This is a genomic window from Marinilactibacillus kalidii, assembly GCF_017599325.1.
Taxonomy (GTDB): Bacteria; Bacillota; Bacilli; order Lactobacillales; family Carnobacteriaceae_A; genus Marinilactibacillus; species Marinilactibacillus kalidii.
Window position 1 is genome coordinate 1 of sequence record NZ_JAGFVM010000042.1, and the last position, 18,319, is coordinate 18,319.

The window sequence follows — 18,319 nt, forward strand, 5'->3', positions numbered from 1 at the left end:
TCAAAACTAAACAAAGTAAAATACCTGTGCAAGGTTCCGTTTGCCCTTAAGGCAATATCCTTAGAAAGGAGGTGATCCAGCCGCACCTTCCGATACGGCTACCTTGTTACGACTTCACCCCAATCATCCATCCCACCTTCGGCGGCTGGCTCCCAAAAGGGTTACCCTACCGACTTCGGGTGTTACAGACTCTCGTGGTGTGACGGGCGGTGTGTACAAGACCCGGGAACGTATTCACCGCGGCGTTCTGATCCGCGATTACTAGCGATTCCAGCTTCATGCAGGCGAGTTGCAGCCTGCAATCCGAACTGAGAATGGCTTTAGGAGATTAGCTAAACCTCGCGGTCTCGCAACTCGTTGTACCATCCATTGTAGCACGTGTGTAGCCCAGGTCATAAGGGGCATGATGATTTGACGTCATCCCCGCCTTCCTCCGGTTTATCACCGGCAGTCTCGCTAGAGTGCCCAACTAAATGCTGGCAACTAACAATAGGGGTTGCGCTCGTTACGGGACTTAACCCAACATCTCACGACACGAGCTGACGACAACCATGCACCACCTGTCACTCTGTCCCCGAAGGGAAAGCTCTATCTCTAGAGTGTTCAGAGGATGTCAAGACCTGGTAAGGTTCTTCGCGTTGCTTCGAATTAAACCACATGCTCCACCGCTTGTGCGGGTCCCCGTCAATTCCTTTGAGTTTCAGCCTTGCGGCCGTACTCCCCAGGCGGAGTGCTTAATGCGTTAGCTCCAGCACTGAAGGGCGGAAACCCTCCAACACTTAGCACTCATCGTTTACGGCGTGGACTACCAGGGTATCTAATCCTGTTCGCTCCCCACGCTTTCGAGCCTCAGCGTCAATTACAGACCAGAAAGTCGCCTTCGCCACTGGTGTTCCTCCATATATCTACGCATTTCACCGCTACACATGGAATTCCACTTTCCTCTTCTGCATTCAAGTCTTCCAGTTTCCAATGACCCTCCACGGTTGAGCCGTGGGCTTTCACATCAGACTTAAAAGACCGCCTGCGCTCGCTTTACGCCCAATAAATCCGGACAACGCTTGTCACCTACGTATTACCGCGGCTGCTGGCACGTAGTTAGCCGTGACTTTCTGGTTAGATACCGTCAAGGTCGGGGCAGTTACTACCCGACTTGTTCTTCTCTAACAACAGAGCTTTACGATCCGAAGACCTTCTTCACTCACGCGGTATTGCTCCATCAGGTTTTCACCCATTGTGGAAGATTCCCTACTGCTGCCTCCCGTAGGAGTCTGGGCCGTGTCTCAGTCCCAGTGTGGCCGATCACCCTCTCAGGTCGGCTACGTATCAATGCCTTGGTGAGCCATTACCTCACCAACTAGCTAATACGCCGCGGGTCCATCCATAAGCGGCAGCCGAAGCCACCTTTCGTCTAAGAGACAGGCGTCTCAAAGACATATGCGGTATTAGCATCCGTTTCCGAATGTTATCCCCCTCTTATGGGCAGGTTACCCACGTGTTACTCACCCGTTCGCCACTAATCCACTCTCTGCAAGCAGAGAGCTTCATCGTTCGACTTGCATGTATTAGGCATACCGCCAGCGTTCGTCCTGAGCCAGGATCAAACTCTCGTTTTAAGTGTTTGACTTGCTCATTGATAAAAATTGTGAATGAACCTTGTTCATTCGTTTAGTTGTCTTGATCCATAAATGAATCGAAGACCCCTGCACATTTGGTTGTTTTTACTTTGTTCAGTTTTCAAAGATCTACTCTTTATAACTTGGTGTTTTGTTTGTTTACTGCTTTAGCAGCAACTAGTACATCATACCATGATGTTAATTTGTTGTCAACACTTTTTTTAAAAGTTTTTTTACAACTCTTTGTTGTAAGCGTTACACCTGTTGGTATGACAACTACTAAAGTATATCTCATAGTTGCAAGATTGTCAATAGTATTTTTTGTTTTTTGTAATATCTTTCTTTGCTACATTTTTAAACCTTTTGCAGCAACGAGATTAATAATACCAAGTTATCACACTTTCGTCAATAGTATTTCAAGAAAAAAATAAGAAAAAAAACGATCTCTACAGTGAGAGATCGTTTTTTTGTCTATTCATCCGTATTTTCGGAGTCTTTATCATCTTGCTCAGCAAGCCGTTCATCTTCTTTTTTCTTATTCTTTCTAGCTTTTTTGATATTTTTAATAAATTGACTGTCTTCATGATCTTGTCCTCTAATAGCATCCTCGATAGATTTGATTTCATATTCTCCGGCAATATCACCGTAGTATCTATTATATCGTTCTTTATATTTTTGGAAGAAGTGTACGACAATTACTTTAACGATTGCATACATTGGTACACCGAAAATCAGACCAAATATACCTAAAAGATCACCCACAACCAATAATACAATAATAATCGTTAAAGGATGTACGTTTAGTTGTTTTCCCATAACATTTGGTTCAACTAAGTTACCATCTACGAACTGTACTACCATCCATACAAGTATCAAAAGGAAAACCATTTGCCATGAATCAATCACCGCAACAATAAACGCAGGTATAAAAGATAGTGTTGGTCCGACATAAGGAATGATGGATAAAAAGCCTGCTGCTAGTGCGAGCACGATTGCATAATCTAGTCCTATAATTGAAAAGCCGATAAACATCATTACGCCAATAGAAGTAGCGATTATCAATTGTCCTTTGATGTACGCGCCTACTTGTGAGTTGATTTCACTTGAAACTCTTAGCAAATCTTCTCTCCACTTTGGTGGTACTGCTGATAAAACAGCTTTTGACATTTTTTTCTCGTCTTTTAATAAGAAAAATAAAATAAGCGGAAAAGTAATCAGCGTAACAACAATATTTGTCAAGCTGGATACGACTGATGATACACCGCTCAGACCATTACTGAAATACTCACTGATGTTATTTGGAATATCTCCGACAAACGTTTCTCCTTGTTCAATGATCGCGTCAAAATCTTGACCGAATGGAAGGTTAGCTGCCCAAGTAGAAATTGTACTTGAAATGGTTTCAACGAAACTAGGGAAATTTTCGACCAAACTTTCAAACTGTCCTTGTAGAATCGGTATTAGCGTCCCGATAATGATACCGATAACTAATAAAATCAGTACATAAAGCAGCGAAACGCCCCATAATCGCTTGATTTTCTTACTTTCCATAAAATCAACGATTGGATTTAATAAATAGTATAGTAGCAGTGCAATGACTGCTGGCATAAGTACACTAGAGAACAAAACAACGATTGGATAAAAGATAAAATCCACTTGCTTGAATAACAAAACGATGATCCCGATCATAATCAAGACACCTAGTGTAAAAACTAAGCTAGATCCTCCTAAGAACTTGATCCATCTTGATGTTTTTTTCATATTCATTCCTACTTTCTGATAATTCTGTATTGTAGATATATCTATTCTATAGTATATAGTGTTTTTTATCGAGTAAAGCGAGAGATAAAAAATGCATGATAACTAACCCACCTAAGACGGTATAGCCATCATGCATTCATTCACTACTCTTGATTTTTCATTGTCGGGAAAAGGAGAACGTCTCGAATTGTATGTGCATCAGTCAATAACATGACTAGACGATCAATACCGATTCCTAGCCCACCCGTAGGCGGCATACCGTACTCTAGAGATTCAATGAAATCTTCATCGATTTCATGTGCTTCATCATTTCCTTGATCTTTTTCTTTCATTTGAGCTTCAAAACGCTCTCTTTGATCAATTGGATCATTTAATTCACTAAATGCATTTGCATATTCATGACGAGCGATAAATAATTCAAAACGATCTGTAAATCTTGCATCTTCGTCATTTTTCTTCGCCAATGGAGATATCTCAAGTGGATGTCCGTAAACAAAAGTAGGTTGAATCAGTGTTTCTTCTACAAAGGCTTCGAAGAATTCATTAACAACGTGACCGAAAGTTGCATAATCATCTACTGCTACATTGTGTTCTTTTGCTAATTGACGGGCTTCGTCATTAGACATTTTTTGCCAGAAATCTATTCCAGTTTGCTCTTTAATCAAATCAACCATGTGTCTACGTGCCCAAGGAGAACCTAAATCAATCGTCTCTTCTCCATAGGATAATTTGTCTTCACCGATTACTTTTTGAGCAACTGTTTTAATCATATCTTCAGTTAGATTCATGACATCTGAAACATCATGATAGGCAGTATATAACTCTAGCATGGTAAATTCTGGGTTATGAGTCGTATCTATTCCTTCATTACGGAAAACTCTTCCGATCTCATAAACTTTTTCCATTCCACCTACGATCAGTCTCTTCAAGTGTAATTCAATCGCAATACGTAAATACAATTCCATGTCGAGCGCATTATGATGAGTAATAAATGGACGTGCTGCAGCACCACCAGCTAAATTATGCAATAATGGTGTTTCTACTTCTAAGTAGTCTTGTCCATTAAGATAATTTCTAATTTCTTGAATAATTTGGCTACGCTTAGTGAAACGGTCAAACGAATGATCATTTGCAATCAAATCAAGGTATCTTTGGCGATATTTTTGTTCAACATTCGTCAATCCATGATATTTATCTGGCAATGGGCGTAATGCTTTAGAAAGATACGTCAGTTTTTGCGCTCTTACAGTCACTTCACCCGTATTTGTTTTCATGATCTTACCTTCGATACCGAGAAAATCTCCTAAATCAGCTGTCGTAAAACTTTCGTATTCTTCGTCTCCTACAGCATCTTTACGTACGTATATTTGAATAGTCCCTTTTTTGTCTTTAAGGTTCGCAAAACCTGCTTTCCCTTTTCCACGTTTTGTCATCATTCTACCTGCGATAACAACCATGTGCTCTTCTTCAGATAATTCTTCTTTGGTTTTATCTTCAAAAGCTTCATGTAGTTCTGAAGAAAAATGTGTTCTTTCAAATCTTCCTCCAAAAGGATCTATTCCGCGTTCACGTAATTCATTCATTTTATCTCTACGTACCATAAGTTGATCATTCAATGTTTCTTGATTAGACGGCTCTTGAGTCATTCGTTTCTTCGCTCCATTTCTACTTTCTCTTTATTCTGTCTATTTGCATCACTGACATTGATTTCCAATGCAGTTCGTTTGCTTCCTTGCATTCTAAATTATAGTAACATACCTTTTAACCTTCTGAAAGGCTCAAAAAGCGACTTTTGCTTATTATTGCTTAACTTCTACTGATTAGCAGCTTCGGTTTTCAATACTTCTAAATCATTTTCACTATATTGGAATTTAGTACGACAGAAATGACATACAGCTTCCGCACCATGATCTTCATCAATCATATTTTCAATTTCATCTACACCTAAAGAGATGATGGCATCTCCAAATCGTTCTTTAGAGCAATCACATTTAAACTCAACCGGTGTGGTTTCCAGTACATTGTAGTCTTTGCTGCCAACTAACCTTTCAAGAATTTCTTCAGGTGTTTCACCATTTTCCATTAATTTGGAAACAAGTGGCAATTCAGCTATAATAGACTCAATTTTGTTGATCGTTTCTTCTTTTGCACCTGGTAAAACTTGAATCATAAATCCACCAGCTGCTTTAACTGTTTCATCAGGGTTTACTAATACAGATACCCCAACAGCCGAAGGTACTTGTTCTGAATTTGCCATATAGTAAGTGAAGTCTTCTCCTAGCTCTCCACTAACTAGCGGCACTTGACCGACAAATGGTTTTTTCATTCCTAAGTCTTTGCTTACTGTCAACATACCTTCTGTTCCGACAGCACCTTTAACGTCTAGTTTCCCATTATCATTCAATGGTAAATTCACTTGAGGATTATGAATATAACCTTTTGTTTCTCCTCTACCATTGCCATCTACTACGATGTAACCAATTGGTCCATCTCCTTCGATTCTGACAGTGATTTTATCGTTACCTTTCAGTGTTGCACCTAAAAGAGTCGTTCCAATCATTGCTCTACCGAGTGCAGCTGTTGCTGTCGCCCATGAGTCATGTCTTCTCTGTGCTTCGGCGACCATTTCAGTAGCATCTACCACATATACTCTAATTTCGTTTTCGTAAGCAAGTGCTTTGATTAATTTATCTTTCAATCTATTCTCTCCTTCAGTTCTTTACTATGATGGTTTACAGCTATTTAATAATACAAGGAAAGAAGAGGAGGGTCTAAGTATCACCTCCTCTTCTTTCCTATTCCGTTGATTTAGTTATCTTTTTCTGAAGATTACTCAGAATCACTATCGTCTGATCTATCTTCAAACTGTTTTTCGCGCTCTTTTTCTTTTTCTTCACGCGCTGCTTTTACTTCTTCAAATGAAGTGCCAATAGGTTCTTCTTCTGGATCTCTATCAGCTTCTTCACTTTCACGTGGAAATTCTACTGGATCATCATTACGTTTGTTTGGCATTTCGCCTTTTTCAAACAAGCTCTTGATTTCTTTTTCATCCAGCGTTTCAACTTCAAGTAATTTTTGAGCAATCAATTCATGCGCATCTTTATGCTCTTCTACGATGCGTCTAGCTTCGTCGTGAGCCTCATTAAGAATTCTCAAGACCTCTTGGTCAATCTGGTAAGCGAATTGTTCAGAATAAGCCTTAGATTGAGAATAATCTCTTCCCAAGAATACTTGACTATTGCCTTCGTATTGAACAGGTCCGAGTAAATCACTCATTCCATATTCTGTAACCATGCTACGCGCTAATTGTGTTGCTTGTTGGAAGTCATTAGAAGCGCCACTTGACTGAGAATCAAAAATCATTTCTTCAGCAACTCGACCACCTAATAATCCAACGATTTGTTCAAACATTTCTTTTTTCGTCATCAAGAAACGGTCTTCTCTTGGAAGCATAATGGCATAACCACCTGCACGTCCACGAGGTACGATCGTTACTTTATGAACGATACGCGCGTCACTCAATACCAATCCAACGATTGTATGTCCAGCCTCATGGTATGCAACCATGCTACGTTCAACTTTAGAAATGACACGGTCTTTCTTAGCAGGACCTGCGATAACACGATCATGTGCTTCATCCACGTCTAATGCTTCAATTTGTTTACTATCACGTCTAGCAGCAATCAGCGCTGCTTCGTTCAAGAGGTTTTCTAAATCAGCACCCGCAAAGCCTGGTGTTTGTTTTGCAATTTGTTTTAAGTCTATATTTGATCCCATTGGCTTGTTCTTAGAGTGAACTTTCAGAATTGCTTCACGTCCTTTAACATCCGGACGTCCAACCAAAATACGTCGGTCAAAACGACCTGGACGTAATAAAGCAGGGTCAAGTACATCTTGGCGGTTAGTAGCCGCTACAACAATGACACCTTCGTTCCCTGTGAAACCATCCATCTCTACAAGCAATTGGTTAAGCGTTTGTTCACGTTCATCATGTCCGCCACCCATACCGGCGCCACGTTGACGTCCAACAGCATCTATCTCATCAATAAAGATGATCGCCGGTGCATTTTTCTTAGCATTCTCGAATAAATCTCTTACTCGACTAGCACCAACACCGACAAACATTTCCACAAACTCAGAACCTGAGATTGAGAAGAATGGTACGCCAGCTTCACCTGCAACAGCTTTTGCAAGTAAGGTTTTACCTGTTCCTGGAGGTCCTTCTAACAGAACACCCGCCGGAATTCTTGCACCAAGATTGGAGAACCTACGTGGATCTTTAAGGAATTCAACGATTTCTACAAGTTCTTCTTTCTCTTCATCTGCACCTGCAACATCAGAGAAACGAACTTTACTGGTTTTCGCATCGTTTTCTTTAGCTTTTGATTTACCGAAGTTCATCACGCCACGACCACCACCGGCGCCACCACCACCTTGGCCTGCTTGATTCATCATAAAGTAAAGGAACCCTACAAGTAACAATAGAGGGAATACTGAAATCAGAAGACTTGCCCAGATGCCTACCGAAGGTTCTTCGATTGGATCGAACTCTACCTTATTCTGATCAGCTAACGCTAGTACTTCTGAAACTGCTGCATCATTTTGCAAGATCGTGGTTGAGAAGTTTTTGGTTGTTTGGTCTACATTACCAAAAATCGAAACCCCTGTATTATTTTCAACTTCAACTTCTTCTCCATCACGGAATGTACCCGTAATTTCGTAGATACCTCCAGTTGGTTGAATCGTGAATTCTTCTACTTTATCGTCTTCAAGAAATTGGACAAATTCATTTGCCTTGAATCCTTGTGAGGTTTCACCTGTGCCGCGTGTTGCCCAGCTAACCACTCCGATGATTCCGATAAACACAATGATGTAGAAGAGACCGCTATTAAAAAATCCTTTCTTCATGTCATCCTCCATCTAACTATAAGTTGTCTTATTTAAATAGTAAGTACTATTTAGTATTGTAATTGTTTTATTCTTAACTATGTTAACACACTTGACCTTTTTTGACTATGAATTTTGTTTGATGTTTAGGTATTTAAAACAATTTTTCATCGTTAAACTGAGGATGTGGTCAACAAGTCGTCTTATTGATAAATTTCTGGTTTCAACACGCCGATGTAAGGCAAGTTACGATAGCGTTCTGCGAAGTCTAATCCATAGCCTACTACGAATTCATGCGGGACTTCAAATCCAATCCAATCGACTGTCATATCTACAGCACGTCCAGATGGTTTGTCTAATAATGTAACGATTTTTACAGAGGCTGCTTTTCTGTATTTGAACATATCTTTAAGGTAAGCTAGTGTGCGGCCTGTATCAATGATATCTTCAACGAACAGTACATGTCTGCCCTCTACATTTGTATCCAGATCTTTTAATATTTTGACTTCTCCAGATGAAGTCGTCTCATTCCCATAACTGGATACATCCATGAAATCAATTTCCAGATAGATTTCCATTGCTTTAATCAAATCAGCCATAAATGGTAGAGCACCTTTAAGTACACCAACCAACAGTGGATCTTTATCGTGATATTCCTTTTCAAGTAGCTCAGCGAGCTCTTTAACTTTAGCTTGGATTTCCTCTTCTGTAATAAGAATTTTCTCCATATCTGATTTCATTGTTTAAACGACTCCTTCTATTTTAATGTTTGTTTAGGTTTCTTCCAGTAACAATACGTATTGCATTTTATCAGGTTTAGCATCAATAGACAATCTCGATTCTTGAATGTCAATGATCCAAATCATGTTACCAACTGCATCCTCTACCATAACGAGGGTATCTCTTTTTTCTTTCGGTATTTTCTTGTCTATCAATAAATCTTTTACTTTTTTCGTTCCCGTCATTCCATAGGGGCTGATTCGATCACCATTCTGTCGATTCCGAACTCTTAGCGGCAAAGTGATAGCATCTGAAGCAATAAAAATCTTACGCTTAAAGGATTGTCCTATTGGCAGTGCATTCGAGTAGCACAAACTGATTTTCCTATCATCAGGTAAAATTAACCACTCACCAAGATTCAAATACATTGGCTGAATAATCCGATTGGCTTTACTGATTTCATTCTTTTGAATCGACACCTTCTGATAACTTTTTACTGCCTGATATTGACCTGGAAGATCTAGACTGCTGTTAGGTCCAGATTGGATTAACCATTCCATGATCAATTCAATATGTTTTTGCTTATAAATCATTGTTGAATGTTTATAAATATGGTTCAACATAAATTTGAGCATTTGTCGCTGCATGCTCGTTGTTTCATTTAAAAACATCTCCCCATCAATTTCGACAGACCCGTGTTTGAAAGTCGCGCACTGCCTTGAACGAGATTCGATCACAGGTTGAGCGATGGACCATACGTCCGTCACGTCTTTTGATAGATCTGCAAGATGTGTTTCCACAGCTTTGTTTTCTTTTTTAAGAAGTGGCAGTATTTTATTCCTATAACGATTCCTGGTATAGTCCAACTGCTGATTTGTTTCATCTTCTACATACGTTAACTTCTGATCTTTTGCATATCGGTATATCGCTGACTTCGGCACATCTAGAAGTGGCCTAATAAGGGTGTTTTCGTTGAATGTTCTTGTACGTTTGATACCCGTTAAGTATTCTAACGCACTCCCTCTGACCATTCTCATTAAAATCGTTTCTGCTTGATCCCCTTTATGATGACCTGTTACTAGCTTATTGAGTCCATTTTCGTTCATAATGGTTGAAAAGAATGCATATCGTTGATCTCTAGCAGCTTTTTCTATCCCCGATTTTGGATGATGCTGTTTTGACCATGTAAAACTATAAAATGGCACTCCTAATGTATGACTCAATCTTTCAACGACTGCTTTATCCTCGCTCGAAGATGGTCGCAGTTGATGATCGACATGCGCTATTGATAATTGCGGTCTATAGACTTTTGGCAACTGTCTTAGTAAGTCTACCAATACAACTGAATCCACACCACCAGAGACAGCAACGAGTACCCGATCATGCTGCGAGAAATCGTTATGTTTTTCAACAGACGCTGTAAAATGTTCTGCTAACTGCATTCGGCCATCCCCTTTTCCTACTTGATTGTTCTGGCTTTGTAGTAGTCGACTGGAAACAAAAAGGGTTTAGGGAATTTCCCTAAACCCTTTTGACATTTAGCATTTTCTTTCTAACAATCAGTCGTTCATTTAGCTGGTTTGAACTATGTGAGGCATACTCTTTTGTTCGTAATATCGAACTAGCCTCTACGTCCACCGCGTCCGCCACGTTTGTTTTCTGTACTACGTTTTAATGTGGTTAGGCGATCTTCGCTATCTTTTAAGAAAGAATTCATTAGTGAATCAAAGTCTTCTTTTTTAGGAGCAGCATTGCTGCTACGCTTATTCGAGTGATTACTTGGTTTTGGTCGTTGAGGCGCTTTTCTTTTGGGAGCTTCTTCGGCAGGTTTTTCCTGAGCTTTACGAATCGATAATCCGATCTTCCCATCATCTGCTATAGACAAAACTTTAACTAGTACAGTTTGTCCTACTTCTAATACTTCGTTGATATTCTCTACATAACTATCAGATACTTCACTAATGTGCACTAATCCTGTTTTCTTTTCTCCAAGATCGATAAATGCTCCAAAATTCGCAATACCCGTAACCTTACCTTCTACTTTGCTTCCCACTTCGATTGACATGTTTTCTTTGTTGCCTCCTAGTTAATTTGTAAGCATTATACCATGCTGATTTTTTAGAATAAAGGCTTTTAGAAAGGTTTTGGATATATTCTTCAAAATCGTTCGCTTTTTTACATCTATTCTTTCCAGCAGATACGTACTCATCATCTATTTGATTGTTTCATTATTCTACATTCGTTATTCGTTTATATCTTCTTCGACATTTTGTTCTGTTTCTTTCTTATCGGTAACGTCGTCGTGGTCTGGTGTCTTATCCTCTGGAAAACTAAACACGATCTCATCATCTTTGGTGAGATAATATTCACTTCTGGCCAGTTTGAGAACGTACTCTTCATTCTCGAGAAGGTTGATATAGTAATTCAATTCCTCCTGGTCCATTTCCTGAGCAGCTAATGTTTCCTTCGCGGCTGCTAAATCGACTTTTGATTCTTGAAGCTGAGAATAGTTTCTGACTAATGGCGCAACCAGTAATGAGACAAAAATCAATCCGACTACTAAAATGAATGTAGTCCGTCTTTTGATCATCTTTTTTCTTTTTTTGTTTCTGATGTTCTCAAGCGTCTTTTCTTCTATGTACTGGTTATCTAGTTTAGTGACGACTGGTCGTTTTTTCTTTTCCATTTTATCCTCTATCCTCTCAAAGAATCCCTTATCCACCCGATATTCATGATTATAGCAATAATCTTTCTTTATTCAAAGGCTTGTCATGTGAATGTAACATAGCATAATGTAAAATGACGTATCTTATAGAAAGATTATTGCTTTTCATCATTATAAAACTCACTTGTTTTTTAGTTAATCACGATATTTTTCTTCAATGATCGTATACAGTTCTTTTGCTTCATCTTTTTTCGTTGTATCTCTTAAGTCTTCAACTTTCGCAATCAAGGTTTTATTCCCGAATTTAATTTCGAGTTCGTCACCTACTTGAACAGTCGTTGAAGATTTAGCCGTTTTTCCATTAATCTGGATGCGGTCTTTATCCGCAATTTCTTTTGCCACTGATCTTCTTTTGATAATTCTAGATACTTTTAGAAATTTATCCAATCTCATTATTAAAACCCTCTCTCTTCTTTTTCTTGCTTCTTGATTTTTTGCCAAAGTATATCGACTTCTTCCGGTGTGTTTGCTTCTACGCCATCAAACACATGCGGATGTCTTCTTCTAAGTTTACGGTTGATGCTTGCAAGCACTTCTTCCAATGTAAATGAACCGTCTCGCTCTGCCAAGTTCGCTTGATACAACACTTGCATCAATACATCACCCAACTCTTCAATGACATTTTCAATATCATCATTTTCAAATGCTTCCATAAGTTCTTGTGTTTCTTCTTTAAGATATGGCAGCAGTGTTTCAGGCGTTTGTTCACGAATCCAAGCATCTCCAGTTTCACTAGTGATCGCATCGGCATAGTACTGAAGTAGTGAAAAAGACGTGGTTTGCTCATCTCTTACTAAAGCAGGAATATAGACTGAACGCAAGTTATACACGCCTTCGAATCGGTCTAATTCAAATAACGGCATCCACTGTTTTTTCTCCATACGACTACCTGCAGCATCGACCACACAGACTAAATGTTCATCTGGATATTTTTCCATGAGGGTTAATTTCACTTCACTTGCCATCAGTTGATTAAACACTTGCATAATGATGACGGACTGACTTGTCTGGATCGTATCCATTGAGAGGTCGAATGCATCCAATAGTTGGAAGCCGTCTACTGGATCTAGTTCCAGAGTTTGGAACATATCATCAATGAAACTCTTGCCACCAATAACCTCAACGGTTCTTTCAGATTCAAGTAGTAACTGAACTGTTCGTTCAGCGACCATTGGATGACCTGGAACAGCGTAGACGATCGTGTCAGTTTCAGAAAGCTGCAATAATTCTTCTACGATAGCTGGATAAACTTGATCGAATGCCTCAAACTTTTCATAGTAGTCGTCAAAAAAAGCCATGTCGATCCCCTCAGCTTGAAGCTCCTTTACAGCTGGATGATCTTCTGTACGAACATATAATTTTGTTGCCTCTTTGATTTTCTTGTATACACCTAAAGGAATCTGATTCAACTCAGATGATCCTAGTCCTACAATTTCAATTTTACCCATAGTCCCTCCTACTCTTGATCATTTTTTCTTAATTTATCCGTTACTTTTTTAAATGGGATATAGCGCCACTCTTGCTCACTCAGTAAGTCAAAACGGATGAGCCCGGCTATAAAAATGATTCCGCCGATGATTGTTCCTACGATTGTTAATAGAAATGAACTCATGCGACTGTCCGTTGGCATTAACCCATCTAATCCTATCATACAGACATAAGTGAAGATGCCCATTATTAGTAACAAAGCGATTATTTTAATGATTCTACCATTCTCTATAAATCGTAACCAAACTGTTTTTGGCATTTGAATATTCATGACTACAAGCACAAGTAGTAAGGCGAGAATGGTCAAGTAGCTAGAACCCATAATGCCTGCATATTCAACCGCTCGCTCATTTACGGTAGCTTTGAAAATTAATCCGACAAACAACGCAATGGCAGGCAACCATTTTTCCGTATCACTTTGCAAAATGGCGTGTGTACTGCTGATTAGAGAAGCAACGAAAATGCTGATAACATACACTTGCAACACAGCCGTTCCTGTACGATCTGAGAAAAGTGCTTGGTTTATCCAAGGCATCACTGCAATTAGACCGATTGAGGCCGCACCAGAAAAAAGGACGGTTAAATTCAAGACAGAAAAAGTCGTATTTTCCCATTCCACACTTTTCTTCTCCTGACGATACTTTCGTAACAACGGCAGTGCGCTTGTTGAGATACCCAAGCCAACGACTAACCCTAGTTGCACAAAAGGCTGACCGCGATCATAAATCCCCTTCAAACTCATTGCCAGTGTATCAGATACGCCAGCAGTCACCAGTCCATTATACACTGTAAAAGAATCCATCAATTGAAAGAGCACCATCATACTACTCATAGCTGTTAGCGGTAAGCCTTCAACCACCAATCGCTTACCAATTTTCCAGAATTGACCTTTTTGGCTCTTGGAAAGCTTACTCGGTTGCCACTTCACTTTTTTGATTGTGTACCAAAGTAAGATCGCGGAACCTACAAACCCAGCGATCCAAGACGACGCAATCGCATAAGTACCCATTTGGTAAACAGTCCAATCTCTCACGGTGAAAAGATACGCGACTGCTAGTAAGATTCCTATACGCGCGACTTGTTCACCGACTTGAGAAATACCAGTAGGTATCATGTCCAAATTCCCTTGAAAATAGCCTCTAATACTTGATAAAAATGGAACAAACAAATAAACATAAGAAACAGAACGGATCACCGGCAATAGTTCTGGATCTCCCATGTGTTCCGCTACCCATGCAGCACCAAAGAAAAAAAGCAGAAATAGACTAATCGACCCAATAGCCAGCCAGATACTCACCAATTTAGTTATAGCTTGCTGCTCTTCTAGCGCTTTTTCTTCCGCAATCAATTTTGAAACAAAGAGCGGAAAGCCGTTTAAGGCGAACGCTACTGCTATCCCATAAAGCGGATAAACTTGTTGATACACATAAAACCCTTCATCACCAGTTAGATTCTGAAAAGGCACCTTGTATACAGCGCTCAAAACTTTCGTTATAAAGGCTGCGACCGACAAAATAATCGCACCTTGCATCATATGATTGTGCTGCTTACCTATTCCCTCACTCATTTTCCTGACCTGCAGTTACTTCAACTCTGCTTGCTCTAAATTCAGCGATTTTTTTAGCGAAAACAACCAGAATATCTAACCATTCATAAGCTTCCAGTTTCAATGGTATCTTGAAGTCAACACTTAGCGCTGCATTCGTGTGCATATCTGTCTTCAATCGAATCGTTTTTAATGCTTTAAACACTTCAGGGAGCGGCAAATCTTGCGTACCTTCCATTGAGAAGGTAACCGTTACTTTCCCTTTTCCACGTTTAACCGTTTCAATCAATGCTAAATCACTATACATTTTCAACTGTCCAATCGTCACCAGATCCGCTACTTCTTGTGGATAGTCCCCAAAGCGGTCAATGAGTTCGTCTTGCAACTCTACAACATCTTCCTCACTTGAAAATTCTCTGATTCGTTTATATAGTTCAATTTTTTGTCTTTCATCTTCAACATAAGTGTTAGGAATGTAGGCGTCCACAGCAAGATCAAGCTCCACATTGGTATGTTGCTGTGATGTATCGCCTCGTTTTCGTGCAACGGCTTCTGAAAGCATTTGAGAATAAAGGTCGAAACCAACAGAATCAATAAATCCATGTTGTTGTTGTCCTAGCAAGTTACCTGCACCACGAATAGACAAATCGCGCATCGCTATCTTGAATCCAGAACCAAGTTCTGTGAAGTCTTTGATCGCTTGGAGTCGTTTCTCACTTACTTCTGTCAATATTTTATTTGGTTGATGCATGAAGTAAGCATAGGCGACACGACTACTTCTTCCTACTCTACCTCTAAGTTGATAAAGTTGGGAAAGCCCCATCCGATCAGCATCTTCCACTAACAGTGTATTGACATTTGGCATATCGATACCTGTTTCGATAATCGTCGTGGTCACAAGCACATCGTACTCACCTTGAATGAACTCAAACAGTACATTTTCTAGCTGACCTTCCGTCATCTGGCCATGTGCAACACCAATCTTGGCATCTGGCACAAGCTGTTGCAATTCTTCTGCTCTCTGGTCGATTGTACTGACTCGATTGTGCAAGTAAAATACTTGTCCGCCACGCGCGATTTCTCGCTTCATCGCTTCTCCAACGACAGCGCCATTCATTTCCATCACGTATGTTTGAACAGGATACCGGTTTGCAGGTGGGGTTTCTATTACAGAAAGGTCTCGCACGCCAAGCATAGACATGTGCAGTGTTCTTGGTATTGGTGTTGCAGTCAAAGTAAGAACATCCACTTCGTTTTTCAACTGTTTTAGTCGCTCTTTATGCTTAACGCCAAAACGTTGTTCCTCATCCACTACAAGCAAGCCTAGATCTTGAAATTCAACATCTTTAGACAACACTCTGTGTGTCCCCACAACAACATCAACCTGACCTTTACGCAGACCTTCTTTAACCTTCTTGATCTGCTGTCCAGTTCTAAAACGACTCATCAAACCGATTTCGACTGGGAAATCACTAAAGCGTTCAATCATTGTTTCATAATGCTGCTGCGCTAGTACAGTCGTTGGAACGAGTATCGCTGCTTGTTTACCTTCTTGTACAGCTTTGAAAATCGCACGCATCGCCACTTCCGTTTTTCCGTAACCAACATCCCCGACTAACAAACGGTCCATTGGCTTGTCTTTTTCCATGTCTCGTTTCACTTCTTTGATTGAACGAATCTGATCATCCGTTTCTGTATAAGGAAAGGCATCGTCAAATTCAAGTTGATAAGCATTATCTTTGGCGAATGGATAACCTGTCTTTCGCTCTCTTTCGGCGTACAGTTCAATCAGATCATCAGCAATATCTTCCACTTGACTGGCAACTTTTCTCTTAGTTTTTGCCCAAGCTGTTCCACCTAATTTATTGATTTTAGGTATTTTACCTTCTGAAGATACATATTTTTGAAGAAGATTCACTTGTGTGACTGGTATGAATAGTTTTGATTCATTATCATAAATAATAGACATATAATCTTGATGTACGCCACCAATTTCCATGGTTTCCATACCGGTATATTTTCCGATACCATGATTAACGTGCACAACAAAATCACCAGGACTCAGTTCTGTATAACTTTTCAGTCTTTCTGCATTTGAAATATTTTGACGACGCGCACGCTTTTTGTTTACACGATTAAATAATTCTTTCTCCGTCAATACAGCTAATTTCTCAGTTGGCAATTCAAATCCATGCTGCAGTGTAGACGGAATCACTTGAATCCTACTTTCGACGATCGTGTGATCATCAGAAAGCACGCTCGGAATCTCAAAATCTAGCAACGTGCGATTCACTTTATCTGCTCGGTCTTCATCTACCGTCATAACAACAACTGTATACCCTTGTTTTTCCCAACGTTCCATTTCTGTTTTCAAAAGATGCATTTGACCGAAAAACTGTTGCATACTGCGATACTGGAAAGGGTGAATCGCATCAAATCGGAGACCGCCCATACCTTTTTGGAATAAGGCGAAGTGAATCGTGTCTTTCGGGTGCTTTTTCACTTCTACTTTAAAATCATTGGAAAAACGCTGATCTGAAAGTATTAGACGTTGCTCAAGTTGTGCGGTCATCCACTCTGCTTCTTCTTCGTTTGAAAAAGCATCTTTTTCTAAGATTCTTGGGTATTCATCCATGATCACAATCGCATCTTCTGCTAGATAATCCATTACTGAAGCTGGCTCTTCATATAAAAAATCTCTGAATTTCACTAATTCGTCTGGCTGTTCGCCTTCTTCTAAAGCAGTAATGATTGCTTGAATATGCTTACTGAGTGCTAGTTTATCTTCATTATTAGTTAATTTTTTTAAATTTTTAGATAATGCTTTTTTTAATTTTTCCGCTGCAGGTGCCATTTGTTTTTTTGTCACAAGGAAGTCTGTAGCCGGTAAAATCGATAGCTTTTCAGCATTACCGATCGATCGTTGCGTATCTGCATTAAAGTATCTCAATGAATCGACTTCAACATCAAAAAATTCTATCCGAATCGGATTTTCTTCCGTTAAAGGATAAATATCTACGATCCCGCCTCGGACACTAAATTCTCCTGGAGCCGCTACCTTTTGTTCCCTTCGGTAACCCATTCTAACCAGTGTATCTGACAATTGGTCGAATTCAATTTCCGTGCCCACTTCAATCGTTATATGGGCTTGCTCAAAAACTTCTCTAGGCGGCAATAATTTTCGCACACCTGCTAATGGAATGATCACGACACCTGGCTTACCAGAAATAAGAAAGTCCAGCGCCTGCACTCTTTCTGCACGGGCTTCTGGAGAGGCAATAGCCATTTCAGCGTGAATCATATCATCTACTGAAAAAACAAATAACTGGTCGTCAGGAACGAGACCAGTGAAATCTGCCATCAATTGATTGGCGTGATATAAATTTTGTGTGACGATTACGATTTGCTTTTGTTTTTCCTTCAGTAAAGAAGAAAGAAAAAGTGCTCTAGCAGATCCCGCAATACCGGTCACTAATTGTGTATGCTGTTTCCCTATATTAGAGAAAACAGTTTGAATGGATGGTTTTTCCATCAAAAATTGTGTAATAGTAGACAATAGCTTCCTTCTCCTTTTCA

12 protein-coding genes and 1 rRNA gene are annotated in these 18,319 nt (G+C 39.8%); all 13 read right to left on the minus strand.

The window, feature by feature from the left end; translation table 11 throughout:
* Positions 1-64: 64 nt before the first annotated feature.
* Positions 65-1,616 (minus strand): 16S ribosomal RNA (locus J5J05_RS10005).
* A 471-nt stretch (positions 1,617-2,087) separates the two neighbouring features.
* A complete protein-coding gene (locus J5J05_RS10010; RefSeq protein WP_244244714.1) occupies positions 2,088-3,377 on the minus strand; it encodes an AI-2E family transporter in 1,290 nt (429 codons plus the stop codon).
* A gap of 143 nt (positions 3,378-3,520) precedes the next feature.
* On the minus strand, positions 3,521-5,023 hold the full coding sequence (gene lysS, locus J5J05_RS10015; protein ID WP_208560547.1) for a lysine--tRNA ligase: 1,503 nt from the start codon (positions 5,021-5,023) through the stop codon (positions 3,521-3,523).
* Between the two features lie 167 nt (positions 5,024-5,190).
* On the minus strand, positions 5,191-6,075 hold the full coding sequence (gene hslO / locus J5J05_RS10020) for an Hsp33 family molecular chaperone HslO (RefSeq protein ID WP_208560548.1): 885 nt from the start codon (positions 6,073-6,075) through the stop codon (positions 5,191-5,193).
* A gap of 131 nt (positions 6,076-6,206) precedes the next feature.
* On the minus strand, positions 6,207-8,285 hold the full coding sequence (gene ftsH, locus J5J05_RS10025; protein ID WP_208560549.1) for an ATP-dependent zinc metalloprotease FtsH: 2,079 nt from the start codon (positions 8,283-8,285) through the stop codon (positions 6,207-6,209).
* Positions 8,286-8,467: 182 nt separating this feature from the next.
* Positions 8,468-9,004, minus strand: a complete 537-nt coding sequence (gene hpt / locus J5J05_RS10030; protein ID WP_208560550.1) for a hypoxanthine phosphoribosyltransferase — start codon at positions 9,002-9,004, stop codon at positions 8,468-8,470.
* Between the two features lie 33 nt (positions 9,005-9,037).
* Positions 9,038-10,426, minus strand: a complete 1,389-nt coding sequence (gene tilS, locus J5J05_RS10035; RefSeq protein WP_208560551.1) for a tRNA lysidine(34) synthetase TilS — start codon at positions 10,424-10,426, stop codon at positions 9,038-9,040.
* Between the two features lie 179 nt (positions 10,427-10,605).
* Positions 10,606-11,049 carry a S1 domain-containing RNA-binding protein gene (locus J5J05_RS10040; protein ID WP_208560552.1) on the minus strand — a complete coding sequence of 148 codons (444 nt, stop codon included), beginning with the start codon at positions 11,047-11,049 and terminating at the stop codon, positions 10,606-10,608.
* Positions 11,050-11,226: 177 nt separating this feature from the next.
* Positions 11,227-11,670 carry an FtsB family cell division protein gene (locus J5J05_RS10045; RefSeq protein WP_208560553.1) on the minus strand — a complete coding sequence of 148 codons (444 nt, stop codon included), beginning with the start codon at positions 11,668-11,670 and terminating at the stop codon, positions 11,227-11,229.
* Positions 11,671-11,844: 174 nt separating this feature from the next.
* Positions 11,845-12,102, minus strand: a complete 258-nt coding sequence (locus tag J5J05_RS10050; protein ID WP_208560554.1) for an RNA-binding S4 domain-containing protein — start codon at positions 12,100-12,102, stop codon at positions 11,845-11,847.
* 2 nt (positions 12,103-12,104) lie between these two features.
* Entirely contained in the window at positions 12,105-13,157 is a 1,053-nt protein-coding gene (locus tag J5J05_RS10055; RefSeq protein ID WP_208560555.1) for a MazG nucleotide pyrophosphohydrolase domain-containing protein, read from the minus strand.
* An 8-nt stretch (positions 13,158-13,165) separates the two neighbouring features.
* Positions 13,166-14,764 (minus strand): putative polysaccharide biosynthesis protein, encoded by a 1,599-nt coding sequence (locus tag J5J05_RS10060; protein WP_208560556.1) that lies wholly within the window; start codon positions 14,762-14,764, stop codon positions 13,166-13,168.
* On the minus strand, positions 14,757-18,275 hold the full coding sequence (mfd, locus tag J5J05_RS10065) for a transcription-repair coupling factor (protein WP_208560576.1): 3,519 nt from the start codon (positions 18,273-18,275) through the stop codon (positions 14,757-14,759). The genes J5J05_RS10060 and mfd overlap by 8 nt, the downstream gene beginning before the upstream one ends.
* Positions 18,276-18,319 lie beyond the last annotated feature (44 nt).